This is a genomic window from Glutamicibacter soli (genome assembly GCF_052322135.1).
GTDB lineage: Bacteria > Actinomycetota > Actinomycetes > Actinomycetales > Micrococcaceae > Glutamicibacter > Glutamicibacter soli.
In genome coordinates, this window is record NZ_CM125969.1 from 3,546,837 (window position 1) to 3,573,003 (window position 26,167).

General features: G+C 66.2%; 26 protein-coding genes. 15 read left to right on the forward strand and 11 right to left on the reverse strand.

Going from position 1 to position 26,167, the window contains the following annotated elements:
* Nucleotides 1–233 precede the first annotated feature (233 nt).
* The 5 genes from ACTX90_RS16760 to ACTX90_RS16780 all read left to right on the forward strand — a co-directional run bounded on the left by ACTX90_RS16760 (nt 234) and on the right by ACTX90_RS16780 (nt 5,461).
* Nucleotides 234–857, forward strand: coding sequence for a FadR/GntR family transcriptional regulator (locus tag ACTX90_RS16760; RefSeq protein WP_237562386.1), 624 nt, complete (start codon nt 234–236; stop codon nt 855–857).
* Nucleotides 858–1,100: 243 nt separating this feature from the next.
* Nucleotides 1,101–1,877 carry an electron transfer flavoprotein subunit beta/FixA family protein gene (locus tag ACTX90_RS16765; RefSeq protein ID WP_047120414.1) on the forward strand — a complete coding sequence of 259 codons (777 nt, stop codon included), beginning with the start codon at nt 1,101–1,103 and terminating at the stop codon, nt 1,875–1,877.
* A gap of 13 nt (nt 1,878–1,890) precedes the next feature.
* The gene (locus tag ACTX90_RS16770; RefSeq protein ID WP_047120415.1) at nt 1,891–2,871 is read left to right on the forward strand and encodes an electron transfer flavoprotein subunit alpha/FixB family protein; all 981 of its coding nucleotides are present in this window, start codon (nt 1,891–1,893) and stop codon (nt 2,869–2,871) included.
* Between the two features lie 2 nt (nt 2,872–2,873).
* Nucleotides 2,874–4,700 carry a cytochrome b/b6 domain-containing protein gene (locus ACTX90_RS16775; RefSeq protein ID WP_443442496.1) on the forward strand — a complete coding sequence of 609 codons (1,827 nt, stop codon included), beginning with the start codon at nt 2,874–2,876 and terminating at the stop codon, nt 4,698–4,700.
* A gap of 110 nt (nt 4,701–4,810) precedes the next feature.
* A complete protein-coding gene (locus tag ACTX90_RS16780) occupies nt 4,811–5,461 on the forward strand; it encodes a class I SAM-dependent methyltransferase (RefSeq protein ID WP_443442497.1) in 651 nt (216 codons plus the stop codon).
* Nucleotides 5,462–5,593: 132 nt separating this feature from the next.
* Here the strand turns inward: ACTX90_RS16780 and ACTX90_RS16785 are convergent, their stop codons facing one another.
* Together ACTX90_RS16785 and ACTX90_RS16790 are read right to left on the reverse strand one after the other, a co-directional pair.
* Complete coding sequence (locus ACTX90_RS16785) at nt 5,594–7,360, reverse strand: plasmid pRiA4b ORF-3 family protein (protein ID WP_443442498.1); 1,767 nt, start codon at nt 7,358–7,360, stop codon at nt 5,594–5,596.
* A 183-nt stretch (nt 7,361–7,543) separates the two neighbouring features.
* Nucleotides 7,544–8,344 (reverse strand): IclR family transcriptional regulator, encoded by an 801-nt coding sequence (locus ACTX90_RS16790; RefSeq protein ID WP_443442499.1) that lies wholly within the window; start codon nt 8,342–8,344, stop codon nt 7,544–7,546.
* Between the two features lie 254 nt (nt 8,345–8,598).
* Between ACTX90_RS16790 and mhpD the strand changes: the two genes are divergently transcribed.
* The 5 genes from mhpD (at nt 8,599) to ACTX90_RS16815 (ending at nt 13,402) form a co-directional block, all read left to right on the forward strand.
* Entirely contained in the window at nt 8,599–9,414 is an 816-nt protein-coding gene (mhpD, locus tag ACTX90_RS16795) for a 2-keto-4-pentenoate hydratase (RefSeq protein WP_047120418.1), read from the forward strand.
* A complete protein-coding gene (locus tag ACTX90_RS16800) occupies nt 9,414–10,388 on the forward strand; it encodes an acetaldehyde dehydrogenase (acetylating) (RefSeq protein WP_183043248.1) in 975 nt (324 codons plus the stop codon). The genes mhpD and ACTX90_RS16800 overlap by 1 nt, the downstream gene beginning before the upstream one ends.
* Entirely contained in the window at nt 10,385–11,392 is a 1,008-nt protein-coding gene (gene dmpG, locus ACTX90_RS16805) for a 4-hydroxy-2-oxovalerate aldolase (RefSeq protein ID WP_443442500.1), read from the forward strand. The genes ACTX90_RS16800 and dmpG overlap by 4 nt, the downstream gene beginning before the upstream one ends.
* Nucleotides 11,393–11,424: 32 nt before the next feature.
* Nucleotides 11,425–12,606 (forward strand): flavin reductase, encoded by a 1,182-nt coding sequence (locus ACTX90_RS16810; RefSeq protein ID WP_443442501.1) that lies wholly within the window; start codon nt 11,425–11,427, stop codon nt 12,604–12,606.
* 355 nt (nt 12,607–12,961) lie between these two features.
* On the forward strand, nt 12,962–13,402 hold the full coding sequence (locus ACTX90_RS16815) for a hypothetical protein (RefSeq protein ID WP_047120420.1): 441 nt from the start codon (nt 12,962–12,964) through the stop codon (nt 13,400–13,402).
* A 28-nt stretch (nt 13,403–13,430) separates the two neighbouring features.
* Here the strand turns inward: ACTX90_RS16815 and ACTX90_RS16820 are convergent, their stop codons facing one another.
* The 7 genes from ACTX90_RS16820 to ACTX90_RS16850 all read right to left on the reverse strand — a co-directional run bounded on the left by ACTX90_RS16820 (nt 13,431) and on the right by ACTX90_RS16850 (nt 20,737).
* Nucleotides 13,431–13,679, reverse strand: a complete 249-nt coding sequence (locus ACTX90_RS16820; protein WP_047120421.1) for a hypothetical protein — start codon at nt 13,677–13,679, stop codon at nt 13,431–13,433.
* Between the two features lie 651 nt (nt 13,680–14,330).
* Complete coding sequence (locus ACTX90_RS16825; RefSeq protein ID WP_047120422.1) at nt 14,331–15,632, reverse strand: TetR/AcrR family transcriptional regulator; 1,302 nt, start codon at nt 15,630–15,632, stop codon at nt 14,331–14,333.
* A gap of 209 nt (nt 15,633–15,841) precedes the next feature.
* The gene (locus ACTX90_RS16830; RefSeq protein WP_082124023.1) at nt 15,842–17,200 is read right to left on the reverse strand and encodes a cytochrome b/b6 domain-containing protein; all 1,359 of its coding nucleotides are present in this window, start codon (nt 17,198–17,200) and stop codon (nt 15,842–15,844) included.
* On the reverse strand, nt 17,200–18,189 hold the full coding sequence (locus ACTX90_RS16835) for an electron transfer flavoprotein subunit alpha/FixB family protein (protein WP_424573166.1): 990 nt from the start codon (nt 18,187–18,189) through the stop codon (nt 17,200–17,202). Before ACTX90_RS16835 ends, ACTX90_RS16830 begins: the two co-directional genes overlap by 1 nt.
* A gap of 1 nt (nt 18,190) precedes the next feature.
* Nucleotides 18,191–18,976, reverse strand: coding sequence for an electron transfer flavoprotein subunit beta/FixA family protein (locus ACTX90_RS16840; protein WP_443442502.1), 786 nt, complete (start codon nt 18,974–18,976; stop codon nt 18,191–18,193).
* Nucleotides 18,977–19,031: 55 nt separating this feature from the next.
* The gene (locus tag ACTX90_RS16845) at nt 19,032–19,838 is read right to left on the reverse strand and encodes a MaoC/PaaZ C-terminal domain-containing protein (RefSeq protein WP_053799075.1); all 807 of its coding nucleotides are present in this window, start codon (nt 19,836–19,838) and stop codon (nt 19,032–19,034) included.
* Complete coding sequence (locus ACTX90_RS16850; RefSeq protein WP_047120426.1) at nt 19,835–20,737, reverse strand: SDR family oxidoreductase; 903 nt, start codon at nt 20,735–20,737, stop codon at nt 19,835–19,837. The genes ACTX90_RS16845 and ACTX90_RS16850 overlap by 4 nt, the downstream gene beginning before the upstream one ends.
* A gap of 107 nt (nt 20,738–20,844) precedes the next feature.
* On the opposite strand from ACTX90_RS16850, the gene ACTX90_RS16855 reads away from it, so the two are divergent.
* From ACTX90_RS16855 to ACTX90_RS16875, 5 genes are all read left to right on the forward strand, one after another.
* The gene (locus ACTX90_RS16855) at nt 20,845–21,591 is read left to right on the forward strand and encodes an enoyl-CoA hydratase family protein (protein WP_113607375.1); all 747 of its coding nucleotides are present in this window, start codon (nt 20,845–20,847) and stop codon (nt 21,589–21,591) included.
* 2 nt (nt 21,592–21,593) lie between these two features.
* The gene (locus tag ACTX90_RS16860) at nt 21,594–22,439 is read left to right on the forward strand and encodes a CoA transferase subunit A (protein ID WP_047120428.1); all 846 of its coding nucleotides are present in this window, start codon (nt 21,594–21,596) and stop codon (nt 22,437–22,439) included.
* Nucleotides 22,432–23,199 (forward strand): CoA-transferase subunit beta, encoded by a 768-nt coding sequence (locus ACTX90_RS16865; RefSeq protein WP_443442503.1) that lies wholly within the window; start codon nt 22,432–22,434, stop codon nt 23,197–23,199. Before ACTX90_RS16860 ends, ACTX90_RS16865 begins: the two co-directional genes overlap by 8 nt.
* The gene (locus ACTX90_RS16870; RefSeq protein ID WP_113607373.1) at nt 23,196–24,287 is read left to right on the forward strand and encodes an NAD(P)H-dependent flavin oxidoreductase; all 1,092 of its coding nucleotides are present in this window, start codon (nt 23,196–23,198) and stop codon (nt 24,285–24,287) included. The genes ACTX90_RS16865 and ACTX90_RS16870 overlap by 4 nt, the downstream gene beginning before the upstream one ends.
* Before the next feature lie 567 nt (nt 24,288–24,854).
* Complete coding sequence (locus tag ACTX90_RS16875) at nt 24,855–25,271, forward strand: hypothetical protein (RefSeq protein ID WP_146956025.1); 417 nt, start codon at nt 24,855–24,857, stop codon at nt 25,269–25,271.
* An 8-nt stretch (nt 25,272–25,279) separates the two neighbouring features.
* Here the strand turns inward: ACTX90_RS16875 and ACTX90_RS16880 are convergent, their stop codons facing one another.
* A complete protein-coding gene (locus ACTX90_RS16880) occupies nt 25,280–25,558 on the reverse strand; it encodes a hypothetical protein (RefSeq protein WP_443442504.1) in 279 nt (92 codons plus the stop codon).
* 159 nt (nt 25,559–25,717) lie between these two features.
* Nucleotides 25,718–26,167: a MarR family winged helix-turn-helix transcriptional regulator gene (locus tag ACTX90_RS16885; RefSeq protein ID WP_443442505.1), complete on the reverse strand. Its 450-nt coding sequence runs from the start codon at nt 26,165–26,167 to the stop codon at nt 25,718–25,720.

The window sequence follows — 26,167 nt, forward strand, 5'->3', positions numbered from 1 at the left end:
CGAGAGAAAAATGTCTGTTCGTCGGACGTGGGATGTCCGATCTATGGATTAGACTGTAATAGGAATCACGCAATTTCGTCAACAGCGTCACATTCCGCACCGAAGCCCCCAGAAAGGAAACCCGAAATATGAGTACAGCCACTCGGCGATCCGACGCCAGATCTCGCCTTCGCGCTCTGACGAACGACATCACGGGGATCATTCTGGATCGCAACCTTGCTCCGGGCGATCCCATGCCCACCGAGCAGGAACTCATGGCCGAGCTGGGCGTCGGACGCAACTCCCTGCGCGAGGCGATCAAGGTACTCCAGGCCCAGGGCATCATCGACACCCGCCACGGCTTCGGCATGTTCGTCGCCGAGGAAAATCTCAGCGCCCTCTACGACACGCTGTCCTTCCGCGGCCAGATGTCGCTGCGCCAGAACGGCCAGAGCGCCAGCGAACTGGTTGACGTGCGCCAAGCCCTGGAAACCGGACTGATCGGCATCGCCATCGCCTCCGCCACCGAAAGCCACCTGCAGCGCTTGGGCGACTGCGTGCAGCAGATGGAGCAGCACGCCGCCGCCGGCGAGGGATTCACTGAAGCGGACCGCCAGTTCCACCAGATCCTCTTCGAACCGCTGGACAACCGGCTGCTCTCCAACCTGATGGGCGTCTTCTGGGACGTCTACCACTCGATCCACGATTCAATCAGCAACTTCCCGCACGACCAGGAAATACTGGTCGAGACTGCCCGCGGCCACCGGCGCATCCTGGATGCGGTCATCGCTAAGGACGTCCAGACCGCCCAAGCGCTGATGGCACACCACTTCGACGGCATCCGCACCCTGCTGGAACAGCGTTCCGCGGCGACCTAAAGAAGCTAGCGGCTCCGAGCCCCGCGCACCCCTCCTCCCCCTGCCGGCGATTCGCGCTTCACCTCGCCTTTTCCATGACATGACGGTGAACCACGACCCGCAATCCGACACCAGGCGGCATTAATCAGTATTGTGTTTTACAACACATGCTTCATTTGGCGGTCGGCATCCTCGACCGCCCGACAGCGGCCCGACAACCACCGGGCTGCGTGCAGCGCGTGGCGATTAGCTGAGGAGAGATTGATGAAGATCGCTGTTCTGATCAAGGAAGTCCCCGACACGGGGGCGGACCGGCTGCTGAATCTGGAAACCGGTTTGGCGGACAGAGCGGCATCCGAGGCAGTCCTCGATGAAATCGGCGAGCGCACCCTGGAAGTCGCGCTCAAGTACGCCGACGGCACCCCGGGAACGGAGATCACCGTGCTGACCATGGGCCCGGATTCCGCCCAGGCAACCCTGCGCAAGGCCCTGGCCATGGGGGCCGCGTCCGCAGTGCACATCAGTGACGAGCAGCTGCTCGGCGCCGACCTCCTGCTCACCGCAGACACCTTGGCCGCCGCGCTGCGCCGCGGGAACTACGATCTGGTCCTGACCGGCAACATGTCCACCGACGGCGCCGCCGGGGTGCTTCCCGCCATGCTGGCCGAGCTGCTGGACCTGCCGGCCGCCACGGGACTCTCCGAAGTCCGGATCAGCCCGGAGGCTGTGGAAGGATCCCGCGAATTCGACGGTGTCCGCGCCCAGATCAAGGTGCCCCTGCCGGCCATCGCCTCCATCACCGAGTCCCTGCCCGATGCGCGGTTCCCGAACTTCAAGGGCATCATGGCCGCCAAGAAGAAGCCGATCGAGGCCCTCGGCCTGGCGGACCTGGGCATCGACCCGCTGCCGGCGGACACAGCGAGGACCATCATGCTCTCGGTGGCCAAGAAGCCGCCACGCGAGGCCGGCACCGTCATCACCGATGACGGCGAGGCGGGCAACGCCCTGGCCGATTTCCTGGTCAAGAACAACCTGGCGTGAACGGAGAACACTCATGACAACTTTTGCCACCGATTCAATTCTCGTTCTCCTGGAAACCGCGCCGGGTCCCGCCTTGGCCAAGAACCATGCCGAGCTGCTGGGCGCCGCGGCGGCCGTGGGAACCCCCGTGGCACTGGTGTCCGGGCCGGCGCAGGCCCTGCCCGCGCTGGCGGCGCAGGCCAGCTCCTCCGGGGCCGTCCAGGTGCTGACGGTGCCGTTGGAGGGCCGGCCGACCGTCCCGCTGGTGGATGCCCTGCAGGCAGCCGCCGCTCTGGTCCAGCCGCAGGCGGTCCTGGCCGGCCACACCGACTCCAGCCGCGAGGTCGCGGCCCGTTTCGCCGTGCGCGCGCGGGCCTCGCTGAGCGTCGACGCCGTCGGAGTTTCCCGGGATGACCAGGGTGTTGTCGCATCGCATGCGATCTACGGCGGAAGCTTCTCCACCACCAGCGCCCCAACCTTCGGCGCTCCGGTGATCACCGTGCGGGTGGGCAGCATCGAGGCCCGCGCCGACGCGCAGCCGGAGCAGTCCACCGCATTGGAGGTCGCCGCCAGCGGCAAGCCGGACATCGAGGTCACCAACCTGGAGACCATCGAGTCGACTTCCTCTCGCCCGGAACTGCGTTCTGCGGACCGGGTGGTCTCCGGCGGCCGCGGTCTGGGCAGCGCGGAGCAGTTCGCGCTGGTGGAGCAGCTGGCCGATGCATTGGGGGCCGCCGTGGGCGCATCCCGCGCCGCAGTGGATGCGGGCTTCGTTCCCCATGCAGCGCAGGTTGGCCAGACCGGCGTCTCGGTCTCCCCGCAGCTGTATGTGGCGCTGGGAATTTCCGGGGCCATCCAGCACAAGGCGGGGATGCAGACCGCCAAGACCATCGTGGCCATCAACAAGGACGCCGACGCACCGATCTTCGACATCGCCGACTTCGGCGTGGTCGGCGACGTGTTCAAGGTGGTTCCGCAGCTGATCGCGGCGCTGGAAGCCGCGAAGGGCCGGTAGCCATGAGCACCCCGACTCGTCTGCCGCGGCAGGGGCTGCCGCGCATTCCCGGCGGCGAACCGTGGCCTCCTGCCAAGTTCCTGGCCGCGGCCTCCGAAGCGCTCCCTGCCGATCCCGGCCAGCTCGATGCCGCGCAGCCATCCGCCACGGCTCCCGCTGTCGAAGGTCCCGCCGCCGAAAGTTCCACTGTGGACAGTCCTGCGGCCGGGAATCCGGTGGTTGAGGCTCCTGCGCCACCGGTGCAGTCCGCTTCCCCGGCGGCTGCAGTAGCAGGCACCCTGCGTCGCGGTCTGCCGCGTGTGCCGGGCGGGGAGTCTTGGCCTCCGGCGGAAAGGTCCGTGGCGTCGGCCGGTTTGGCCGATGCAACCGAAGCTGCCTCCCTGCCGGCGGAAGTCGCGCCCGCCGCAGAACCGGCCGTCGCCGCGTCAGCTGGCACGGTAGCTTCCGAACCATCTGCCCCTGAGGTCCAGGCATCGGCCGATCCGGCCGCTGAATCCGCTCCGGCGGAGAAGCTACGCCGCGGGCTGCCCCGGACACCCGGCGGCCAGCTATGGCCTCCGGTCTCGGCCGCTCCGGCCCACTCGGCTCCGGCGACTCCTGCCCCCAAGAGCACTGTACCCGCACAGCCCGCAGCCCCCGCTGCGCAGGAACCCGTCGCACCGGCAACGCCGACCAAACCTGCCGCGGCACGTGTGGCGAAGCCCGAAGCACCTGAACCCCAGGCTAAGTTGACCCAGCCCGTTGCGGCGGCGGCCTCGGTTGCCGAGCCCGCGCCAGCGCCTGCCCCAGCGGCGGCCGCATCGGCCAAGCCGACTGCGGCACCACAGCCGCGCAAGCCGCTCGCCCCGGCAACTGCCCCAGCAAGGCCTGCCGCGGCTGCCACGGCGGCACCCAGGAAGTCCGAGCCGAAGCGCCACGGCCCGCTGACCACCAGGCAGTGGGTGCTGGCCGGGGTGCTGGGCGCCTTCTGCGCACTGGGCATGGCCACCGCGGTCGTCCTGCTGGCCCGCTGGTTCGTCGGGTTCGACGCGATCTCCAGCTTCATCGCCCGCTACCCGGGCGAATACCACCTGCCCGAGTCGGCACCCGTGGGAATCCCGGGATGGCTGGCCTGGAACCACTTCTTCAACCTGTTCCTGATGGTCTTGATCATCCGTACAGGGTTGCAGGTCCGGCACCAGCGCAAACCGCCTGCCTATTGGTCCTCGAAACGCAGCCCCAAGGTGAGCATCAACCTGTGGCTGCACCAGAGCCTGGACCTGCTCTGGCTGGTTAACGGCCTGGTGTTCGTGGTCCTGTTGTTCGCTTCCGGGCACTGGATGAGAATCATCCCGACCTCCTGGGAAGTTTTCCCGCACGCCATCTCCGCCGCACTGCAGTACATGACGCTGGATTGGCCCACGGAGAACGGCTGGGTGAACTACAACGCGTTGCAGCAGCTGGCCTACTTCGCGACGGTATTCATCGCCGCGCCGCTGGCAGCCGCCACCGGATTCCGCCTCAGCGCGTTCTGGCCCAAGAACGCGACGGCGCTGACCAAGCGCTATCCGATCGAAGTGGCCCGCGCGCTGCACTTCCCCACCATGCTCTACTTCGCGCTGTTCATCGTGGTGCATGTGGCGATGGTGTTGTCCACTGGGGCCCTGCGCAACCTGAACCACATGTTCGCAGCCCAGGGTTCCACGGATCCGACCGCGTTCGCCGACAATTGGACCGGTCTGTGGCTGTTCGCCGTGGCCATCATGGCCACCGCGGCCGCCTGGGCTGCCTGCCGGCCGATGATCCTGGCGTCCATTGCCCGGCTCTTCGGAAAGGTCAGCGCACGGTAGGCAACGTATGGGTTTTTGCCGGTGGCGCAAACTGCCTCGCCCGGCCCGCCGCCTGCGCCTAGGATCGTTGATGAGGACCCATCGGATAGGAACTAAAGGGGAATGCAGGCATGGACCACCATCACGATACCGAGGAGCTTCGCGGAGTCGAGTTCTGGGAGAAGCACTACGGCGGCTCCGAGCGCGTCTGGTCGGGCAAGGTCAACCAGGTCATCGAGCGACTGGTCACTCCGCTGGCTCCCGGAACCTCCCTTGACCTGGGCAGCGGCGAGGGAGGCGACGTGATGTGGATGGCCTCCCGCGGGTGGCAGGCCACCGGTGTCGACATCTCCCCGACCGCCGTGGAGCGCGCCCGGCAGGACGCGGCGAAACACGGCTTCACCGAGCCGCGGGCCACTTTCATCGCCGCGGACCTGTCCGAGTGGAGCACCTCCCAGACCTTCGATCTGGTGACGCTGAGCTTCTTCCAGGCGCCGTTCGAGTTCGCGCGCGCTGAGATCCTGCGCAAGGCCGCGCAGCTGGTGGCCCCCGGCGGGCATCTGCTGGCGCTGTCCCATGCCGCACGGCCTTCCTTTGCCCCGGCCTTCGATGGCGAGGTTCCCGCCTTCCCGCAGCCGGATACCGAGCTCGAAGCGTTGCAGCTGGATTCCGATCAGTGGAGCGTCCTGCAGGCGGAAGTCATCGAACGCGAGATCACCGATCCCAACGGGAACCCGGCCACGCTTGAAGACACCGTGGTGTTCATCCAGCGCAAGCAGTAGACGCCAAAACCAAAGATCCCCTTGGACCTTCATGACAGCAGGTCCAAGGGGATCTTTTGCCGGCCTGAATACCGGGTCGCAACGCGGCCCAAGGGAAGTTGGGCGCTGCGGGGCCAACGACGGCTTGGAGTCTTAGAACTCCGCCATCAGCCGTTCGTTGACCGATTCAATGGTGAACTCCGCAGGATCCGGGATCTCAAAATACGTGTCGGCCAGCCACTCCTGGACTTCCTCGTGTTCCGGATGCCCAGCGTCCCGGATGATGTCCATTTTGGCGTCCCACCCCTCGGTTCCGCCCGAGTTCTCCAGCGGCGAGAAGCGCCGGCCTCCGGTGCACCGCGGCAGGAATTCCCCGTCCCCGTCGAGGACCTTCTCCACGTCGATGCGCACCCGCCAGTCGTCGCCGAAGTCGTAGCTGTACTCCAGCCTGTCCTTCTCGGCCTTGAGCACCTCCGAAACCAGGGCCGCGGTTTCATCGACGTCGACTTCCAGCTCGGGGATGTCCGCCCCGTAGCTGGTTCCGTCGTAGAGTCCGGTGCGGAAGATGTGCAGGTGGGTGTTGTCCCAGTCGAAGGCGGCTTGGATGATGTCATGCAGGTCGCCGAGGTGCAGGTCCATGGGCACCAGCACCCGGCGCCAGATCGGCGGCTTGGTATCCCGCAGTCCGAGCTTCAGCTGCAGGACCTTCCCGGTATACGGCTCGGTGCGTGCGGGGCGGAACAGCTCTTCTTCCTCCCAGTCCGCGGCGTCGCCGTAGAGTGATTCCTCGTCGTCTTCGGGGCCCAGATCCTCGTCTTCCAGGTCTGCCAGAATGGTCTGCACCATGGGCGGCACCGTGTAGTAGTCGCCGGATTCGACGATTCCCAGATCAATCATTTCCCGCATTCGTGCGTGGGCCTTCGCCCAGACTTCCTCGCTGCGGTCCGGGTACCGATCTTCCGCCACCAAATGGGGCTCGCCGTCCTGGGCTGCGGTAAGCCAGCCCAGCGTCAGATCCCAAACTTCGTCGGCTTCCTCGTTGCCTTCTTCCGGCGTCGCGATCAGCAGCTGGACCATCGAACGCACCAGCAGATAGGTGGCACCCAGGCCCACGTCACCTTCGGCCGTCGCGAATCCCTCGGCATTCTCCATGAGCTGCGGCTGGCCGAAATCGAGGCTCAGCACCCCTGCCATAACCAGGCTCATGAAGACATAACCCATGATGATCTCACGGCGTTCGCCGGTAATTCCGGAGGGAATTGATGCTTCCAGCTCCTGCATGGCGGACTGGATGAAAGGCTGCGGATCATTGGAGTCCCACCGGCGTTCCGGCGATTGGGCAACCCACGCGGCCATCGCGTGCCCGAGCGCGACTACCGGCATGGCATCGAACTGCGCTTTCGCAGCAGCCTCGCGCTCTTCCGTGCTCAGCTCGGCTTCTTCCTCGAAGATCCCGCCGATTCCAGGACCCCCGTTGAACGAAAACTGCGTGCTGTGCAGGCCGTCGCGCAGCATCTCCAGCTCTCTGGCGTGATGCTTCCAGAGTCCGGACTCCTCGAGGAACAGGCTGTAGGAAATCCAGGCCTCGGACAGGATCATGCCGAGGTGCTTCTGGTCCTCGCGGTGCTCCTCGCGCTCAACCAAGCCGTGGACAATGGCCACGATTGCCTGGGGATCGAAATCCGTCACCGAATCCAAACCAACGAGATCCGCGTAGAAGCTCAGCGAATCGCGCACCGCCATCAGATCCATTTCCACCGCACCGGTGCCCTGGTAGGTCTGCTCGTACCACCGCACGTAGTCCGGCGTCAGCGCGTCGAGACCCCGCTTGACCTTTGCATGGGCCAGCGACATCACGTTGGCGTTGACCTTCGCCGGATGCCCCTGCTTGCGTTGCGGCTTCTTCTTTTTCTTGGCCATGGGGACCACCTCTTTCCAGCGTCACCTTGCTTTCTTCAAGGTTACGGTGGTTCGCGTCCCGTTATCGCCTTATTGCCCGCGCAAAATACCGAACGACTGGAAATGCTGCCAGACTTCCGTGGAGCAGGGGCTGGCAGCATACATGCGATGCCGGTCAACGAGCGGAGCGCCGCCGGGTGCGATTCAGGCGGTCATGGAGGCCGGAGCGCTCAGCGCTTCGGAGATTCGATGCGCAGTCTGCTGGACCAGCGGAGCCACCAGCTCCATGGAGTCGCGGCCTCGCCCCACGAGCGACAAGGCGGCAACCGGCTTGCGGCGAACGCGGATGGCCGCTGCCACGCAGGTGATACCCTCATAGCTCTCGCCGGATTCGTAGGCCAGTCCCCCACGGCGTCGAATGCGGGCGAGTTCCGAGTACAGCAAGGTCGAGTCGGTCAGCGTCTTGCCGGTGACCCCGGGCAGGCCGTTGGCGAAAATCTCGTCCAGGTCCTCCGGATCCATCCACGCCAGCATCGACTTGCCCAGTGCGGTGCCGTGGGCAGGGTTGACGCCGCCCACGCGGGACGGGATGTTCACCGCGGTCGGGCCGCCCAGCTTATCCAGATAGCGGATGTTCACGCCCTCCAGCACCGCGAGGTGCACCACCTTGCCGGTGCGGATCTGCAGATCGTGCAGCAGCGGCGCAGCTTCAGCGCGGATGCGGCTGCTGATCGAGTCGTTGTTGCGGTACTTCAGCGAGCGCCACCCCATGCCATAGCCGTCGGGTGCGTGCTCCAGCCATCCGAGTTGCACCAGCTGGTCGAGGATGCGGTGGGTTGTGGACCGCGGAAGGCCGGCACGGACGGTGATCTCGTCCAGAAGCAGGCGAGCATCCTGCGGCTCGAAGGCCTCCATGATCATCGTCATCCGGGAGACCATGGACGGTGCCTGGGTGGTGGCCTGAACGGTCGGGACAAGGGTTGGGGCAGAGGTCAGAACGCTCATTTGGAAACCTTCCTGGGAAAAGGGATTCAAGTCTTCTACTGCGCTTCGCTGCGCAGGCCATGCTTGTGTCCACCTCGCGGAAGCTGCTGCAAAACTTCCATGTGATGTGAACCACGTCTTCGTTTTCATTCACTGTACACGTCACTACAGAGAAAAACTAGAACTAGTTTCAATTTATTTATCCCGCTCTCTGAGACAACAGAATCACGCCCCGAAGCGAGCTGTAGATACTGGAGTTTCACTTTGGAGGACGGATGACTACACACACTCAAACGGTTCGCGCACAGTCCACGGCACTGGCGGATCTCGCCCTGCGTCTGCGCGAGGCTGAACTCAACGGCGTTGCCATCAGCCCCATCCGCGACGAGCTGGCAGCCGGCGGCATCGAAGCCGCCTACGAGGTCCAGCGCCTGAACGAGGACCACGCGATCAGCGCCGGGCGCCGTGTCGTCGGCCGCAAGATCGGACTGACTTCGCCGGCCGTCCAGGCCCAAATGGGTGTGAACCAGCCTGATTTCGGGGTGCTGTTCGCAGACATGTGCCTGGCCGACGGCGAGCCGCTGGCCGCCAACGCGGTGCTGCAGCCGCGGGTCGAGGCGGAAATCGCGCTGGTCCTGAACAAGGACCTGCCGCACCCGGACACCACCATCAACGAGCTGATCTCCGCGGTGGACCACCTGCTTCCGGCCATTGAAATCGTCGGCTCCCGCATCGAGAACTGGGATATCTCGATTCTGGACACGATTGCGGACAACGCCTCCTGCGGGCAGATCGTCACCGGCACGGTGCCGGTGCTGCCCACGGCGCTGGACCTGTCGGCCGTCGGCATGGCCATGGAAGTCAACGGCAAGGTCCGCTCGGTCGGATCCGGCGCCGCCTGCCTGGGCCACCCGTACCGCGCCGCGCTCTGGCTGGTGCGCCGCATGGCTTCGCTCGGCCGGCCGCTGCGCGCCGGAGAAATCCTGATGACTGGGGCGCTGGGCCCCATGGTCGACTTCCCCGCCGGAGCCAACGCGGTGGCAACCATCCAGGGCCTGGGACAGGTCCGCATCACGCACGAGGAGAACTAATGGAACAGCACAATCGCTGGCCGGTGGCCATCATCGGCTCCGGCAACATCGGCACCGATTTGATGATCAAGGTCATGCGCGGCTCGACGCGCCTGGAAATGGGCGCCATGGTCGGCATCGACCCGGAATCCGACGGCCTGCGCCGCGCGGCCAAGTTCGGGGTGGCCACCACCGCCGAGGGCATCGACGGGCTGCTGGCGCTGCCGAACTTCAAGGACATCAAGATCGTTTTCGACGCGACCAGCGCCGGCGCGCACCGCGCCAACTGGGAGAAGCTGAAGGACACCGGGGTCCGCGTCCTTGACCTGACCCCTGCCGCCGTCGGCCCGTCCTGCATCCCGGTGGTCAACCTGGAAGACCACCTGGATGACTCGAACCTGAACATGGTCACCTGCGGCGGCCAGGCCACCGTGCCGATGGTCGCGGCCATCAGCGCCGTCGCCCCGGTGCGCTACGCGGAAATCGTTTCCTCGGTCTCCTCGCGCTCCGCAGGCCCGGGCACCCGCGCCAACATCGACGAATTCACCGAGACCACCTCGCAGGCGCTGGTGGACATCGGCGGCGCGGGCCGCGGCAAGGCCATCATGATCCTGAACCCCGCCGAGCCTCCGATGCTCATGCGCAACACCGTCTACGCGCTGGTGGAGGGCGATCCGGACCTGGGCCGGATCGAATCCTCGATCCTGGAGATGGCCGCCAAGGTGCAGGGCTACGTCCCGGGCTACCAGCTCAAGCAGGCGGTGCAGTTCGAGACCTTCACCGAGGAGAACCCGCTGCACCTGCCGGAATCCGGCAACTTCACCGGCGTGCGCGTCACCGTGATGCTCGAGGTCACCGGTGCGGCGCACTACTTGCCGGCCTACGCGGGCAACCTGGACATCATGACCTCGGCCGCCATGGCCGTGGCCGAACGCTGGGCGCAGCACCACTCAACCACCGCAGAAAACCCAGAACTCCAGGAGGCCCGGGCATGAGCAAGCTCTACATCTCAGATGTCACCCTGCGCGATGGCATGCACGCCATCCGCCACCAGTACAGCGTCGATCAGGCGGTCGCCATCGCCACCGCCCTGGACAAGGCAGGGGTCGCCTCCATCGAGGTGGCCCACGGCGACGGCATCAACGGCTCCTCCTGCGTCTACGGCTTCGGCGCCCACACCGACCTGGAGTGGATCTCCGCGGTGGCCGCCGCGGTGAAGAACGCCAAGGTCGCCACCCTGGCGCTGCCGGGCATCGCCACCATCACGGATCTCAAGGCCGCCAACTCGGCCGGCGCCACCGTAGTGCGCATCGCGACCCACAGCACCGAAGCCGACGTCTCCGCGCAGCACATCGCCGCCGCGCGCGAGCTGGGCATGGACACCGTCGGCTTCCTGATGATGTCCCACATGACCGAGCCGGCCGAGCTGGCCCGCCAGGCCAAGCTCATGGAAAGCTACGGCGCGACCTGCGTATACGTGGTGGACTCCGGCGGAGCGTTGACCCCGAAGGGCGTGGGCGAACGCGTCGACGCCTTCCGCCAGGTGCTGGATCCGGCCACCGAGATCGGCATCCACGCCCACGAGAACCTCTCGCTGAGCATCGCGAACTCGCTGAACGCCGTGGAGCACGGCGCGAACCGCGTGGACGCGTCGCTGGCAGGCATGGGCGCAGGAGCGGGCAACGCCCCGCTGGAGGCGTTCATCGCCGCCGCGGACAAGTACGGCTTCGAGCACGGCTGCGATTTGCCAACCCTCATGGACGCCGCGGACGACCTGGTCCGCCCGCTGCAGGACCGCCCGGTGCGCGTGGACCGCGAGACCCTCTCGCTGGGCTACGCCGGGGTGTACTCCAGCTTCCTGCGCCATGCCGAAGCCGCCAGCGAGCGCTATGGCATCCCGACCACCGACATCCTCATGGAACTGGGCAAGCGCCGCATGGTCGGCGGCCAGGAAGACATGATCGTGGACGTCGCGCTGGACCTCATCGGCCAGAAGTAGCTGCGCCAGCGAAGTACTGAAAGGAAAAGACCGTGAATGCAGTAGCACTGGGGGCACAGACCCCGCCCGTCTCAGATCCGATGGCGTTCCGCAATGTCTTGGGACACTTCCCGACCGGCGTCGTGCTGATCACCGGCATCACCGAGGCCGGCGAACCGGTCGGCATGATCGTCGGCTCCTTCACCTCGGTGTCGCTGGATCCGCCGCTGGTGGGCTTCCTGCCCACGGTGGCCTCCTCCACCTTCAAGAAGCTGCGCACCGCCAGCTCCTTCTGCGTGAACGTGCTGGCCGCCGACCAGGAAGAGCTGTGCCGCCGCTTCGCCGGCCGCGCGCCGAACAAGTTCGAGGACATCGAGTGGACCCCCGCTCCGTCCGGCGCCCCGGTGCTGGACGGCGCGGTCGCCTACATCGACTGCACCTTCGAATCCATCACCGACGCAGGGGACCACTACATTGTGGTTGGCGCGGTGCAGGAATTGCAGGTCTGCTCCCCGGTGCCCCCGTTGCTGTTCTTCCAGGGCGGCTACGGCCGCTTCGCCCCGCTGTCGCTGCATGCGCCGTTCGAGACCGACCTGATCCGCGGGGTGCGTCGCGCGGAGCGCCACAGCGCGAAGATGGAGCAGCTGGCGACCTCGCTGGACGCGGATATTTCCATCATGGCGGTTATCGGCGATGAAATGGCGGTGATCGTCTCCGGCACCGGCGAATTCCATGACGGACAGCGCCTGGGTGAACGCATCCCGCTGATGCCGCCGATGGGCGAAATGTGCCTGGCCTGGGAGGACGAAGAAACCATCGAACGCTGGCTGGCTCGCGCCCTGCCGGCGGACGAATGCACCCCCCAGGACTACCGTGCCCGCCTGCAGGTGGCCCGTGATCGCGGCTGGTCGGCTACCATGCGCGGGGACTACGCGGATGACGAGGTCTACTCGGTGCTACGCGAATACTCCTCGGGCCTGTACACCCCGGCCCAGGAGCGTAGGCTGCGCGAAATCATCGCGCAGACCTCCTCCGGCTACGCCCCGGTGGATTTCGTTGACGAGCGCAGCTACGACGTGGATTCGCTGATGGTTCCGGTCCGGGACGCCGCGGGCAAGGTCCGCCTGGTGCTGCGCGCCTCGGACCTGCCTCAGGGCGTTTCCGGCGCAAAGGTGCTGGATTGGGTGCAGGAGCTGGCGCGCACCGCTGAGGAAATGAGCGGCACCGAAGACTAGGCTGATTCGGCCTTTAGCCTGCGCGGACCCCCGGCGGATATGCACTTCCGCCGGGGGTCTGCGCGTCACGGCTCTTTGCTGGAGGCTCACGCTCCGAGCCTGCGGGACATTCCTCTGCCGGGCTTGAAACGACGTTCCTGAAGTTAGAAAATTCTCGACCTCGCGAGTATATTGGCCGTCATTTAACTCGACTGTCGAATATGTTAATCGGGATTATGGGCGTATTCTCGGAGGAACACTCCACGATGATCACCGATCGCCATTGGCGACACCCGGGGATTCCAGCTGGCAACCAACTGCAGCGGGATTTCGTGGGCAATCACCTTTCGGAGAGCTGCCATCAGCGGAGGAACATATGGACTATCCTGAGCTGCGATCACGCACCACCCAACGCGTCAGCGAGCTTCTCAGCTCGCCGGAAGCCAGGCGCCATCTGGCCAGCTATGGCTGGGTCGAGGGCATGCCGGTCGTGCTGGCGGATCGCAACGAGCTGCTGGAAGACGTGATGGGGTTCGTCTCTATTCACGGACGCGCCGTTCTCCTGGCGCTCTGCGAAGCGGAAAGCGACAACTTGGAACTGTGGCACGTCACCATTCCCAGCCCCATTTTCACCAGGGTTGCTCCGCTTCCGCCTGAAACCACCCTGGGCGACGTGTGCGTCAGGAACCGGCTTAGTCGGCTCTCGCCGTTTCGAGTTTCCTTCTGGGCTCACAGCGCCGCAATCCACGAGGTGCCGTGTTTCGTCCGCACGGACATGAACTTCACCAGATCACCCGCTCCCGTGCAGCCGCGCTAGGCCAACAGCCCCTCCTGGCGCCATTCAGCTAGGATTCTTCATGGTCCGCCGCGCGCGACTCGACGTTTCCTTCCTCGGCTAGGCGATGCACGGTGTCGAGCAAGCTCTGGACGTCGACCGCCCGGCCGTTCCAATAGGAGGCGTCCAGCCCGAAGCCGAGTTTCGCATCTGCAGCCAGCTTCGTGAAGCTATCGCGGTGCGCTTCCAGCCCGCTGGTGAGATCGTCCAACTGGTCGTGTGTGAGCGACAAGTGGATGTCTTTGCGCCGGTCCATCATGATCTCCTCGGTAATCCAATAGATTCATGTTCCTTCGTCCTTGCGCACTGTCGTGCTCAAGAATCGCGACCGGTGGTGGTTTCCTCGAGCCGCTCCGCGTGGAGGATCGCTAGAGCAGTCTGCGTTTCGTTTCATGTCGTAAGCTTAGCGGGGAATATGAACGCTGTTTCATTGAGTATAAACGCCTTGAATAGCCCACTGCATATCGTTGGTTCTCCGTCCCCTAACATGGTGCGTTTGACGGGGAGTGGAACTGGACGAAAACTGCGTTTCACTGCGGTCCCAAGGAAGCGGTTCAATGGGCGAGAGCAAAATTCGCCGGCGGCTGCACGCTCGGATGCCTTTCTGATCGCCGCCAGATCAGCGCGCGGTTCGTTAACGGCCTCCCGTGTTTTTGGCCGATGCGGAGGAAACGGTGGGCTTCATCGTTTTCGCCATGGCACGGGCTCGCATCCGTTGTTCCGAACGCCGCAATTTTCCAGTGCCATCTTCGGGCAGCGGTGCTGCGCACCTGACAGTCCTGGCAACCGGCAGAAGCACGCCAGCACACCGCATCCGCAAGGGGCCGGTGGACAAATGCCCGCGCGACAATTCGGCTCGCGAACCGAATACCGGCTGGTTTCTTCGGCGAATTATTCCCGGCGCCCAGGCTCAGGCGGCTTGGGCGTCCCGTTGCGCAATCTGGACGATGGCGTTGCTGATCAACGTTGCCAGCAGCTGCGGATCATAGAACTGCTCGTCGACACGGCGTCCGATGAGCATCCCGTCAAGCATGCGGAACAGACAAACGGCAACGTCCTGGGCATGGCGTCGTTGAGGCCCGGCTACGGAGCCCAACAGCGCGGAGAACCAATCGACGGTCGCTTCGAAGGTCTCCTGCAGGACTTCCTCGAGCTCGCTGCGACCCGTTTGAATATGCTCGGCTCGTTGCAGGAGCAGCAGCAGGCTCATCGGCACCGCGCCCTGGCCGTGCTCCGCGTCCCTAAGTGACGGCAGGATGAACGTGCGCATTTGTTCGGCCCAGTGCTCGCCCGGGGGCAGACCGAAGTCCTTTTCACGCAGTTGCTTCCACCCTGCACACGTATTGGAAATCACGGCGGAGAGCAGCTCGTCCTTGTCCTTGAAAGACCAGTACAGGGAGCTGGCGGGAAGTCCTGCGCGTTCGCACACCTTGGAGATGCTTACTCCATCATATCCCCATTGTTCGATGGCCTCCTGGGCCCCCCGCAACAAGGCCTCACGACCCGATTCCGCATCGTCGGCGGATGCCAGTACCGCCATCTGCGGCGGGGTCGGCGTAGATGGAGCGAGGTCGTGGACCTCGGCCAGTACCACCAGCTGTTCTGCCACCGCGTCCAGGGCGGCTGCTATGATCCGGGTCAACCGGGCGGTATCGGTGGTCCGCGGGCCACGCAGCTTCAGGAAGCTGCTTTCACGCTCGGCGACCGTGAAGTTCCCCATGAGCCGGGCCGCTGCACGGCGCTGCGGCATGTTTTCCGGCAGCGTGCGCTCCCACCAGTCCGCCGTCCATTCGATGGCTTCCCCTCGAATTTGCAGGAAGCGGTCGCGAGCCGGAACCGGTTCTTCGGGTTTGGTCAGAGCCAGCTGCAGGCCTACACGCCAGTACCCCATTTCGCCTTCGCCGTTGGGCGAGTGCATGAGATGCGAGTACAAGTCGTTGGCGCGCGAGGAGGACGGCGGGGTGTCCAGCCAGTTCGGCAACCGCTGGGCCTGGGAGCGGTAGGCGTGCTCGAGTGCGGCCGCGACCAGCTCCTCCTTGCCCGAATAGTGCCAGTAGATGGAGCTTGCGGACAAGTTGCAGGCTCTGCGCACCATGCTGAGGCTGGTTCCGGAGTATCCGTGGACCGCGACCAGCCGCATGGTTTTTTCAAGAATTCTGGTTCGGGTTTCTTCGCCCTGCAGGTTCTTTCGTTCTGTCTTGCGCTGCGCCAAACGTCTGCTCGTTTCTCAATCCTGCCCGGTCCCCAACCAGAAATGATGGACTCTCAATAATCAAGTGAACCCTGCACAACGGAACCGTGCAAGGCCAGTCCCGCTTTCGCACTCTCAAAGATCAAATAATTCCTTATCATCCAGTGGGAAACCACGAAGGACCGCCCCGTCGCAAAGATGCGCGGAGCGGTCCTTCCAGAGTGCAGCAGCTAGCGCCCGACCTTGCCGAACAGCGAGGCCAGCGGGGCCAGCAGGATCGGCCGGGCGGCGAACCAGCCGCCGACGATGACCAGCAGCGAAGCGAAGAAGATCCAGAATCCGGTCCAGTTCACCGCGTCCTGCGCCGCGTACATGTGGTTCAGGTTGCGCAGCGCCCCGGTGGAGAAGACCAGGGCCACGTGCACCACGATGAATGCCACGAAGTAGAACATCACCGGCAGGTGGATCGCCCGGGCTACCTCGATCGGGTAGGCGCGCGACAGCTTCTCGGCCCTCGTAGGCCAGGCCCCGGACATCCGGAATCCCGTGATCGCGGCCAGCGGCGCGGCCAGGAAAATGGTCGCGAAGTAGGCCAGCACCTGCAGGCTGTTGTAATTCACCCAGCCGTTCTCGGTCGGCCAGTCCAGGGACAGGTACTGCAGCGCGGCCGAGAGCGCGTTCGGGAAGACTTCCCAGCTGGTCGGCACCACGCGCATCCACTGGCCGGTGGTCAGCAGCAGGATGACAAACACCGCGCCGTTGACCAGCCAGAGGATGTCGAGGAATTGGTGGAACCACAGGTTGATGCTGATCTTCTTGGGGTTCTTGCCGAATTTCGCGGTCCAGCTGGCTGGCGGGCGGCGCTGCGTGCGCACCTGCCATCCCGAACGGATGATCAGCACCATCAGGAAGATGTTGAAGAAGTGCTGCCATCCCATCCACGCCGGCAGCCCGACCGGAGCTCCTTCGGGCAAGTGGGTCTCTCCCGGGTAGCGGGCCAGGAAGGATTGCACCGAGTCCAGCGAGACCAGCCAGCGGGCAGCAAGCACCGCGGCGCCCAGCAGCACCAGCAGTCCCACGGCCAGCAGCAGCGTCTTGCCGCCGGCGGTGGCCCAGAGCTTGGCCAGGGCGCCGGGCTCGCTCGGAGCCGGCTTGGCCGGAGCCGCAGACGGCTTGACGGCAGGCTGGGCCTGAGTCTTCGCCGCTGCGGGTTGCGGCGCGGCAGGGACCTGCGCTTGCTCCTGAGCCGGTGCAACAGGCGCGGCGGGTGCCGATTCCGCGGCGGCCGGGGTGCTCGCGGCACCCGGGCGCGGAAGCCCGCGACGTCCGGACGTCGCGGCCGGCGGCGTGGCCACCGGTTCGGCGACCCGCTCAGCCTGTTTAGCTGTCGCCGAAGCGGCCGGCTGCACCGGCACTTGGTCGGCCGCCGCCTGCGCGGAGCCTGGACGCGGCAGCCCGCGGCGCACGCCGCCCGAGGCCGCGGCGGCAACGGGCTCGGCGGCCTGCTGAGGCTGTTCGTTTTCCTGCACCGGAGCCGGAGGCTGGGCCGGGGCGGCTCCGGGGGTTCGCGGTAGTCCCTGCCGTGCCATCAGTTAGCCCGCTTCCCCTCAATAGCCTCGACCAGCTGGGGAACCACCGTGAACAGGTCTCCGACCACGCCGAAGTCGGCGACGTCGAAGATCGGCGCCTCCGGGTCCTTGTTGATGGCGATGATGGTCTTGGAGGTCTGCATGCCGGCCCGGTGCTGGATGGCACCGGAGATTCCCAGTGCGATGTACAGCTGCGGGGCGACGGTGACGCCGGTCTGGCCCACCTGCATGGTCTGCGGCACGTAGCCGGCGTCCACCGCGGCGCGGGAGGCGCCAATGGCACCGCCCAGGGCGTCGGCCAGCGACTCGACCAGGGAGAAGTTCTCCCCCGAGCCCAGCCCGCGTCCGCCTGAGACCACGATGTCAGCTCCGCGCAGGTCGGGGCGCGAGGACTCGATAACCGCTTCTTCGCGGGAGGTGATCACGGCGTCCGGCGCGCCCGAGGACTGCACGGCCAGCAGCTCGAGCTGGGCCGGCTGCGCGGTGGCGCGGGCATCGCTGGAGCCCTGACGCAGGGTGATGACCAGGGCGCCGGTGGTGGCTGCCGAATCAACCAGGTAGGCGCCGCCGTACACCGAGTGGTGCGCGATGATGCCCTCCTCGTCGCGGTCGATGCCCACGGTGTCCACTGCCAGCGCCAGGCAGGCGCGGGCGGCGAAACGCGCGGCGGCGTCGCGGCCGCGGATGGAGTTCGGGGCCAGCACCGCCTCGGGCTGCACCTGTGCGTAGGCGGCGGCCAGCGCATCTACCAGGGGCGCGATGACCGCGTTGCCGGCGGCCGCGGAGTCGGCGACCAGTACGCGCGTCGCGCCCAGTTCAGCCAGCTCCTGCGACAGGCGCTCGCCCTGTGCGGCGGGGGCCAGGGCCAGCGCCACGGCGCTGCCCACCGAGGCGGCCGCGCCGAGCAGTTCGCCCGCGCCTGCGCGCAGCTGCCCCTCCGGCGAGGTGTCCACCAGGACCAGGATCGGGTTCCCGGAATTGCTGCTCATCTTAGTGCCCCTTGATCAGTTGGTTCTTGGCCAGGAATTCGGCGATCTGCTCGCCGGCGTCGCCTTCGTCGACGATCCGCGTACCGGCGCTGCGCGCCGGGCGGGCGGCGGCGGAGATCACGATGGACCGCGCTTCCTCTTCGCCCGGGGCCATGCCCAGGGCTTGCAGGTCCAAGGTCTCGAACGGCTTCTTCTTGGCCGCCATGATGCCCTTGAAGTTCGGGAAGCGGGCATCGGGCAGCGCCTCGGTGATGGAGATGACGGCCGGCAGGTCAGCGCTGGCTTCGTAGCGCTCCACGTCGGTGTTGACCTGGCCTGCCACGGTCAGCGCGTCGATCTGCACGCTGGACAGCGTCGCCAGCCCGGCCACGCCGAGCAGTTCGGCCAGCATGGACGGCAGTGCGCCGCCTCCGCCGTCCGTTGACACGTTGCCGGCGATCACCAGGTCGAACCCGATCTGCTTGGCCGCGGCGGCGATCACCTGGGCGGTCTGCGTCAGGTCCGCGCCGAGCAGCGCCGGATCCTGCACGTGCACCGCGCGGTCCGCGCCCATGGCCAGGCCCTTGCGCAGGGTGGTCGGCAGGCTGCCTTCCGGACCCACGCTCAGCAGCACCACTTCGGTGCCCGGCTGCGCTTCGCGGTGGCGCAATGCCACCTCCAGCGCGCGCTCGGTGATCTCGTCGAGCACCGGCTCGGCGTCCGCGCGCTTCAGCAGCCCGGTTTCCAGATCTATGGCGCGTTCGCCGTAGGTATCCGGGACTTCCTTCATCAAGACGATGACTCTCATGTGTTCCCTCTATCTAGCTGTCGTGGCGCTGCCGCGCCCCGGTCTGCGGCTGTGCTTAGCCGAAGACCGCCAATCCGTCGGCGATTACCGTACGGTCGGCCACTGCGGCCTCGAATCGTCCGTTGTCCCAGGTCTTGACCTCGATGCGGTCCCCGGGGAAAACGACCCCGGAGAAGCGTCCGCCGAATTGAACCAGGTCCGCCGGGTGCGCCCCGGCCAGTTCGGCCAGCGGCAGCGTGGTTGCGGCCAGCGAGGACAGCCCGTGCAGGATCGGGCGGTCCTGCCCGATGCGCTTGGCTGCCTGCGGATCGATGTGGATGTGGTGCTTGTCCCCCAGCAGCCGGTAGAGCGCTGCCTGGTTCGGCGCGGTCTGCATGCTGGCGGTGCCCGTGGCCGGGGTCTCGGGGGCGGCGGCGCGGGCCGGGCCGCGATCGCCGTCGAAACCGCCGAAGCCGGGGGCGAAGATCTGCCAGGTGGCCTGGAAGTAGTCGCATTCGACGATGATGTTGAAGACGGCGGCGCCGCCCTTGTCCCAGACCTCGCCCACGCGGGCGTTCAGCGCCAGCTCCCCGCTGCGCGGCAGCGGCTTGGAGACCAGCAGCTCCTGGGCCCCGTGCACGGCGCGGTTGTCGAAGGCGCCGCGGTCGGCCAGCAGGTCCGGGGCCCACTGGGCCAGGGTCAGGCCGAAGGACGGCAGCACGCGCAGCCGGTCCTCGAAGATCAGGTCGAGGTCGGTGGGCCGGGCGCCGACGGCGAGCGCGTACAGGATCGCCTGGTCCTGGGTGTAGCCGACGGTCTTCTCGCCCAGATGCTGGCCGGCCCAGGCGCCGGCGGTCATCGGGTCCACTGCTGCGGTGCTCATGATCCGTACACCGGTTCCGGGACGGCGGCCTGGGCCAGCAGCTGCTCGATCTGGGCGCCGACGGCCGCGGCCTCCCAGCGGGCTCCGGAGTCGACCTGCGGGCCGTGGTTCCAGCCTTCCTCGATGCATACGCGGCCGCCTTCGACCTCGATGACGCGGCCGGTGACTTCACTGCCGGCGCTGGCCAGCCAGGCCACGACCGGGGAGACGTTGGCCGGGTTCATGGCGTCGAAGCCCTCTTCCGGGGCGGCCATGGTCTCGCCGAAGGCGTCTTCGGTCATGCGGGTGCGGGCGGCCGGGGCGATGGCGTTCACGTTGACGCCGTAGCGGGCCAGTTCGTGGGCGGCGACCAGGGTCAGGCCGGTGATGCCCGCCTTGGCCGCCGAGTAGCTGGCCTGTCCGACGCTGCCCTTCAGGCCTGCGCCGGAGGTGGTATTGATGACGCGGGCCTGCGGGGTGCGCCCGGCCTTGGCCTCGTCGCGCCAGTACTTGGAGGCGTGGCGCAGCGGGGCGAAGTGGCCCTTGAGGTGCACGCGGATGACCGCGTCCCATTCCTCTTCGGTGGTGTTCACCAGCATGCGGTCGCGCACGAATCCGGCGTTGTTGACCAGGATGTCCAGCCGGCCGTAGGTGTCGATGGCCTGCTGCACCATGGCGCCGGCCTGCTCGAAGTTCGCCACATCGGCTCCGTTGGCCACGGCCTGCCCGCCCTCGGCGCGGATGGCCGCGACCACTTCGTGGGCCGGGTTCGCCGGGTCGATGGCGCCGCCCAGGGTGGTGCCGAAGTCGTTGACCACGACCATCGCTCCCTGGCGGGCCAGTTCTAGTGCATGTTCGCGTCCGAGTCCGCGGCCTGCGCCGGTCACGATGGCGACGCGGCCGCTCAAAATGCCAGTCATGGGCTTTTTCCTTTCGTCGATGTGGTGCTTATGGATTGCCAGTGTACCTGAAACCAAGCAAGTGCTAGGGTAACAAACAAGCAAACGTTTGGTACAGGGAGGTCCCAATGTCGATCACTTCAGCAATGCACTCCAACGGAGTCCGCGTCATCACCATGAACTACCCGCCGGTCAACGCGCTGCCGGTCGCCGGATGGTTCGGCGTCGCGGACGCCATGAACGAAGCCACCAAGGACGCCAAGACCCGCGCGGTCATCCTGCGCGCCGAGGGCCGCGGCTTCAACGCCGGCGTGGACATCAAGGAAATGCAGTCCACCGAGGACTTCAACGCCATCCTCGGCGCCAACCGCGGCTGCTTCGCCGCATTCAAGTCCATCTACGAGTGCGCGGTGCCGGTCATCGCCGCGGTCAACGGCTTCTGCCTGGGCGGCGGCGTGGGCCTGGTGGGCAACGCGGACACCATCGTGGCCAGCGACACCGCCTACTTCGGGGTGCCGGAGGTGGACCGCGGCGCGCTGGGCGCAGCCACCCATCTGGCCCGGCTGGTCCCGGCCCACATGCTGCGCACCTTGTACTTCACCAGCAAGAACATCAGCGCCCAGCGCCTGGCGGAGCTGGGCTCCGTGGCCGAGGTGGTCAGCGCCGACAAGCTCGACGAGACCGCGTTCTCCTACGCCAACGAGATCGCCGCCAAGGACCCGCGCGTCATCCGCGCGGCCAAGGAGGCGCTGAACTGCATCGACCCGATCGACGTGAACCGCAGCTACCGCTTCGAGCAGGGCTTCACCTTCGAGCTGAACCTCGGCGGCGTCGCCGACGAGCTGCGCGACGACTTCGTCGCCACCGGAGCCTAGGCATGACCGGCAAGGTCATCGCGGCGCAGTCGCTGCAGGGCTTGTTCCAGGACGGGATGACCATCGGCATCGGTGGCTGGGGGTCCCGGCGCAAGCCCATGGCCCTGGTTGCCGCGCTGGTGCGCTCCGGAGCCAAGGACCTGCGCATCGTCAGCTTCGGCGGCCCGGACGTCGGCACGCTGTGCGCCACCGGGCAGGTGCGCGAGGTCGTCCACGGGTTCGTCACCCTGGATTCCATCGCAGTTGACCCGCACTTCGCGGCCGCCCGCCAATCCGGGGCCATCGCCACCACGGAACTTGACGAATCGATGCTGGTCTCCGGGCTGCGCGCGGCCGGCCGGCGCCTGCCCTTCGAGGTCACCCGCACCGGACTGGGCTCGGACGTGCTGACAGTCAACCCGCAGATCCGCACCATCACCTCACCCTACGAGGACGGCGAAACGCTGGTGGCGATGCCTGCGGTGCCGCTGGATCTGGCGCTGATCCACCTGAACCGCGCCGACGCGCTGGGCAACGGGCAGTGCCTGGGCCCCGACCCCTACGTGGACGATCTGTTCGCCCGGGCCGCCGCGCGCACCGTCCTCAGCGCCGAATCGGTGGTTAGCACCCGGGAACTGACCGAGGGCGCGCACCCTTCCACGCTGCTGCTGAACCGCACCATGGTGGACCACGTCTACGAGGCCCCCGGCGGCGCCCACTTCACCACCTGCCTGCCGGCGTACCCGCGCAACGAGGAGCTGCAGCGCGAGTACGCCCGCGCGGCGTCCGATCCCGCACTGTGGGAGCGCTACCGCGCCGGGTATCTGGAAAATGAGACCATCTGGCGGAAGGAGGCCGTACATGCCTGAGACCCTGAGCACCGCCACCCGCGCGGAGATCGCCGTGGCAGCCTGCAGCGACCTGTTCCGCGGGCAGCACGACATCCTCGCCAGCCCGGCCGGCATCATTCCCACGCTTGGCGCCCGGCTGGCCGCGCTGACCCACGCGCCCTCGCTCATGCTCAGCGACGGCGAGTCCACCATCTACGGGGACGTCCCGGCCCTGGGCGGGGTAAGCGAGTTCAGCGCCGGCTACCTGCCCTACCGCGAGCTCTTCGAGCTGATCGCCGCCGGCAAGCGCCATGTGGTGATGGGCGGAGCGCAGATCGACCGGGAGGGAAACCACAACTTCTCGGCCATCGGGGACCACTTCCAGCCGCACCGCCAGCTGCTCGGCTCCCGGGCCGCGGCCACCAACACCATCAACCACGCCACCAGCTACTGGATCGCCCGGCAGTCCACGCGCAGCTTCGTGCGCGACGTCGACTTCGTGACCGGGGTCGGCGCGAACCGCGCCAAGGCCGCCGGCCCCGGGGCGGCGCGCTTCCACCACGTGCACCGGGTGGTCACCAACCTCGGAGTCTACGACTTCAGCGGGCCGGGCGGCACCATGGCGCTGCTCAGCCTGCACCCCGGGGTTCCCCTGGACGAGGTGCTGGACGCAACCGGCTTCGAGCTGCACGTGCCGGAAACGATCCCTGCCACCCGCCTGCCCGACGAGCAGGAGCTTCGACTGATTCGCGAGGTCCTGGACCCCGCCTACCGCAGAGAACAAGAGGTCAGCCCTTGAGCACCACGAACCGCATCCGCACCTCCCTGACCGAGCTCACCGGAATCCAGCACCCAGTGGTGCAGACCGGCATGGGCTGGGTCGCCGGGCCAAGCCTGGTCACCGCCACCGCCGAGGCCGGCGGCCTGGGCATCCTCGCCTCGGCGACCATGACCTACGACGAGCTTGAAAAGGCCATCGTGGAGACCAAGTCCCGCACCGACAAGCCCTTCGGCGTCAATCTGCGCGCCGATGCGGCCGACGCCATGGACCGGGTGAATCTGCTGATCAAGTACGGCGTGAAGGTGGCCTCCTTCGCACTGGCGCCCAAGCGCGAGCTGATCGACAAGCTCAAGGAAAACGACGCGGTGGTCATCCCCTCGGTCGGCCTGCCGCGCCATGCGGAAAAGGTCGCCTCCTGGGGGGCCGACGCGGTGATGATCCAGGGTGGCGAAGGCGGCGGCCACACCGGCGCCACCCCGACCACCCTGCTGCTGCCCACCGTGCTGGATGCGGTGGACATCCCGGTGATCGCGGCCGGCGGGTTCTTCGACGGGCGCGGCCTGGCCGCCGCGCTGTCCTACGGCGCGGCCGGCATCGGCATGGGCACCCGCTTCCTGCTCACCAGCGACAGCGCCGTGCCCGAGCACATCAAGAAGCGCTACCTCGAATTCGGGCTGGACGGCACCGTGGTGACCACCAAGGCCGACGGCATGCCGCACCGCCTGCTGCGCACCGAGTTCATCGACAGCCTGGAATCCGGCTCGCCGCTGGGCCGAATGCTGGGCACCGCGCGGCGCACCCTGCAGTTCAAGGAACTTTCCGGGCAGACCTGGCTGGGACTGGCCCGCGACGGACTGCGCATGAAGCGCAGCACCGGGCGCAGCTGGGGCCAGATGATGCTCGCCGCCAACACCCCGATGCTGCTCAAGGCAGGTCTGGTCAATGGCGATACGCAGGCCGGCATGCTGGCTTCCGGACAGGTAGTCGGCGTCATCGACGACCTGCCGACCTGCGAGCAGCTCGTGGACCGCATCATCGATGACGCTGTTGAACGCCTCTCGGTGCTTCCGGGCTTCGTGCAGAACAGCAAGGACGCCCTCGCGTAGGACAGTCCCTCAGGCCATGCAGCCCGCCGTGCGGGCAGCGAGTTATCGCTGCCGGCACGGCGGTTTTTGCGTGCCGCCGCGTCCGCGCGGCAGTTCCAGCGACCGGACCGCGGGATGCGCGCTCTGGAATCACTCGAATTCTGGCAGGGCCCGATAGTTCTTGCCAGGCGATTCGACATGTTTGCGCCAGTGCAGCGCACCCTGGATTCGAAAAACAATTACCAGCCCGCTGAGGGAACCAGTCCGACTTTGTCGCGAAGCTCCGGGCGCTTTGCATGGGAAATCCCCGGCGCGAACTTCACCGTCCACCGGAACATTCACGTGGGGCTTCGCGCAAGTTCCTCGAAAAGTGGACTACTTTTTCCCATGGTATTTCTTGGACACTGCGCAGCATCGCGAATCCACGCCGAAACCTGCGTTGGCGAGGTGTGCGCCGTGACTGATGTGACCGCTCGGAAAGATACAAACAAGGTGGAGCCAGTACACATGCCGGTTGCCATGATTGGAGCCAAGGAATCCGTCACCGATGCCATGGGCCTGGTGTGAATGCGCGGGAAAACGGTCCTCGTGGCCATCATCGACCCAGCTTCCGATGAGCTCAAGCTACTGAGTTGCCAGGCCCAATCAGGCATTGAAACCGTTGACGTTGAAGCGGATGCCATGCAGATCGGATCGCTGTTCGCGCGAGCCGAGCTCGAAGTCATGCTCACCTGCCGGGTGAAGTATTGGAAGCACAGCGCAGTCGCGCATCTGGTCCCGAGTTTCCGGGTACGCCGGCACCAGGATGCCGCAATACGTGCGGCGGCTCGCCATCTAGTCCGACACGGCCATTGCGGAGCGTCGGTACGCCGCCCGCGCATGATTGAGGCCGTTCCATCAAGATGGAACGGCCTCAACTCTTGTGCCAAGCAATCCTGCTCCGGAAAGCTCGGACGCCGCGAATACAGCTGGCAACTCGAATCGCCCTTTCGACTATCAATATGAACTGCCCGTCATTTCGGAGGGAAGCGCCTCGACGAATTACCTGAAGCATCATTGACTCCGGAGGAATTTTCGCCTTTCGCAAGCCGGCGCACACAGCTCAAAAGCTCCTGGACTTCCTCGGCCCGCCCATTCCAGTATCCGGAACCCAGACCGAAGCCGTTGGCGGCTTGGCCGGCGATGCGGCGCAAGCCGTCACGATGCGCTTCCAGCGCGGTTGTCAGGTCGTCATATTGATCCGTTGTCAGGGACAGTGACAAGTTGTAGTTTTTGCTTTCGCATCCATCCATTGTTCACTCCTCGCTGGTCCAAACGTTCAACGGTCGTCCCGAGACTACGCTTCAATACACCGATCTTCGATGCATCCAAGGTTTCATTCAGACTTCGTGCCCGTCTGGCCATGGTCGAGATGGCAGCTGGAAAAGCCCCGCACGCGACTACCGCGGGGGTCAACGTGAATTCTTGACGTCCCGGAACTCCTCGATGGCCCCGTTGTAGCGCCGCAGCAGTTCGGCAAAAGTGTTGACGTCCTCCGCCGACCAGTCTGCAGTGATGGCGTCGAGGTCCTGGATATATCCGTCACGATCGGTTTCCAGCATGTCGCGGCCATGCGAGGTCATCGTCAGCTTTCGGGCGGCGCTTCCGTTCGGGTCCAAGCCCCGCTCCAGCAACCCGTCGCGCACAATCGCGGCCACTTGCCGCTGCAAGGTCGAGGCGTCCAGACGCAGCGCGGAGCTCAGCTCGCCGATCGTCATCGGCCCGCGCGCATCGATGTGGCTCAGGATCAGGTACGCGCTGCGGTCCAATCCGTCTCCCCGCCGATGCTGCGCCACGAAATAGCGGCTGAGAAGCATCTGCTCGTACTCGATATCTGCAGTGTGTCGCTTGATGGTATTCAC

Bases quoted from the DNA above. Each gene is read 5' to 3' on its own strand.
- dmpG (WP_443442500.1), top strand. From the start codon at position 10,385: ATGAGCAAGCTCTACATCTCAGATGTCACCCTGCGCGATGGCATGCAC.
- ACTX90_RS16775 (WP_443442496.1), top strand. From the start codon at position 2,874: ATGAGCACCCCGACTCGTCTGCCGCGGCAGGGGCTGCCGCGCATTCCC.
- ACTX90_RS16785 (WP_443442498.1), bottom strand. From the start codon at position 7,360: ATGGCCAAGAAAAAGAAGAAGCCGCAACGCAAGCAGGGGCATCCGGCG.
- ACTX90_RS16800 (WP_183043248.1), top strand. From the start codon at position 9,414: ATGGAACAGCACAATCGCTGGCCGGTGGCCATCATCGGCTCCGGCAAC.
- ACTX90_RS16790 (WP_443442499.1), bottom strand. From the start codon at position 8,344: ATGAGCGTTCTGACCTCTGCCCCAACCCTTGTCCCGACCGTTCAGGCC.
- mhpD (WP_047120418.1), top strand. From the start codon at position 8,599: ATGACTACACACACTCAAACGGTTCGCGCACAGTCCACGGCACTGGCG.
- ACTX90_RS16835 (WP_424573166.1), bottom strand. From the start codon at position 18,189: ATGAGCAGCAATTCCGGGAACCCGATCCTGGTCCTGGTGGACACCTCG.
- ACTX90_RS16815 (WP_047120420.1), top strand. From the start codon at position 12,962: ATGGACTATCCTGAGCTGCGATCACGCACCACCCAACGCGTCAGCGAG.
- ACTX90_RS16860 (WP_047120428.1), top strand. From the start codon at position 21,594: ATGACCGGCAAGGTCATCGCGGCGCAGTCGCTGCAGGGCTTGTTCCAG.
- ACTX90_RS16855 (WP_113607375.1), top strand. From the start codon at position 20,845: ATGTCGATCACTTCAGCAATGCACTCCAACGGAGTCCGCGTCATCACC.
- ACTX90_RS16760 (WP_237562386.1), top strand. From the start codon at position 234: ATGCCCACCGAGCAGGAACTCATGGCCGAGCTGGGCGTCGGACGCAAC.
- ACTX90_RS16820 (WP_047120421.1), bottom strand. From the start codon at position 13,679: ATGATGGACCGGCGCAAAGACATCCACTTGTCGCTCACACACGACCAG.
- ACTX90_RS16845 (WP_053799075.1), bottom strand. From the start codon at position 19,838: ATGAGCACCGCAGCAGTGGACCCGATGACCGCCGGCGCCTGGGCCGGC.
- ACTX90_RS16765 (WP_047120414.1), top strand. From the start codon at position 1,101: ATGAAGATCGCTGTTCTGATCAAGGAAGTCCCCGACACGGGGGCGGAC.
- ACTX90_RS16850 (WP_047120426.1), bottom strand. From the start codon at position 20,737: ATGACTGGCATTTTGAGCGGCCGCGTCGCCATCGTGACCGGCGCAGGC.
- ACTX90_RS16865 (WP_443442503.1), top strand. From the start codon at position 22,432: ATGCCTGAGACCCTGAGCACCGCCACCCGCGCGGAGATCGCCGTGGCA.
- ACTX90_RS16830 (WP_082124023.1), bottom strand. From the start codon at position 17,200: ATGGCACGGCAGGGACTACCGCGAACCCCCGGAGCCGCCCCGGCCCAG.
- ACTX90_RS16770 (WP_047120415.1), top strand. From the start codon at position 1,891: ATGACAACTTTTGCCACCGATTCAATTCTCGTTCTCCTGGAAACCGCG.
- ACTX90_RS16840 (WP_443442502.1), bottom strand. From the start codon at position 18,976: ATGAGAGTCATCGTCTTGATGAAGGAAGTCCCGGATACCTACGGCGAA.
- ACTX90_RS16880 (WP_443442504.1), bottom strand. From the start codon at position 25,558: ATGGATGGATGCGAAAGCAAAAACTACAACTTGTCACTGTCCCTGACA.
- ACTX90_RS16780 (WP_443442497.1), top strand. From the start codon at position 4,811: ATGGACCACCATCACGATACCGAGGAGCTTCGCGGAGTCGAGTTCTGG.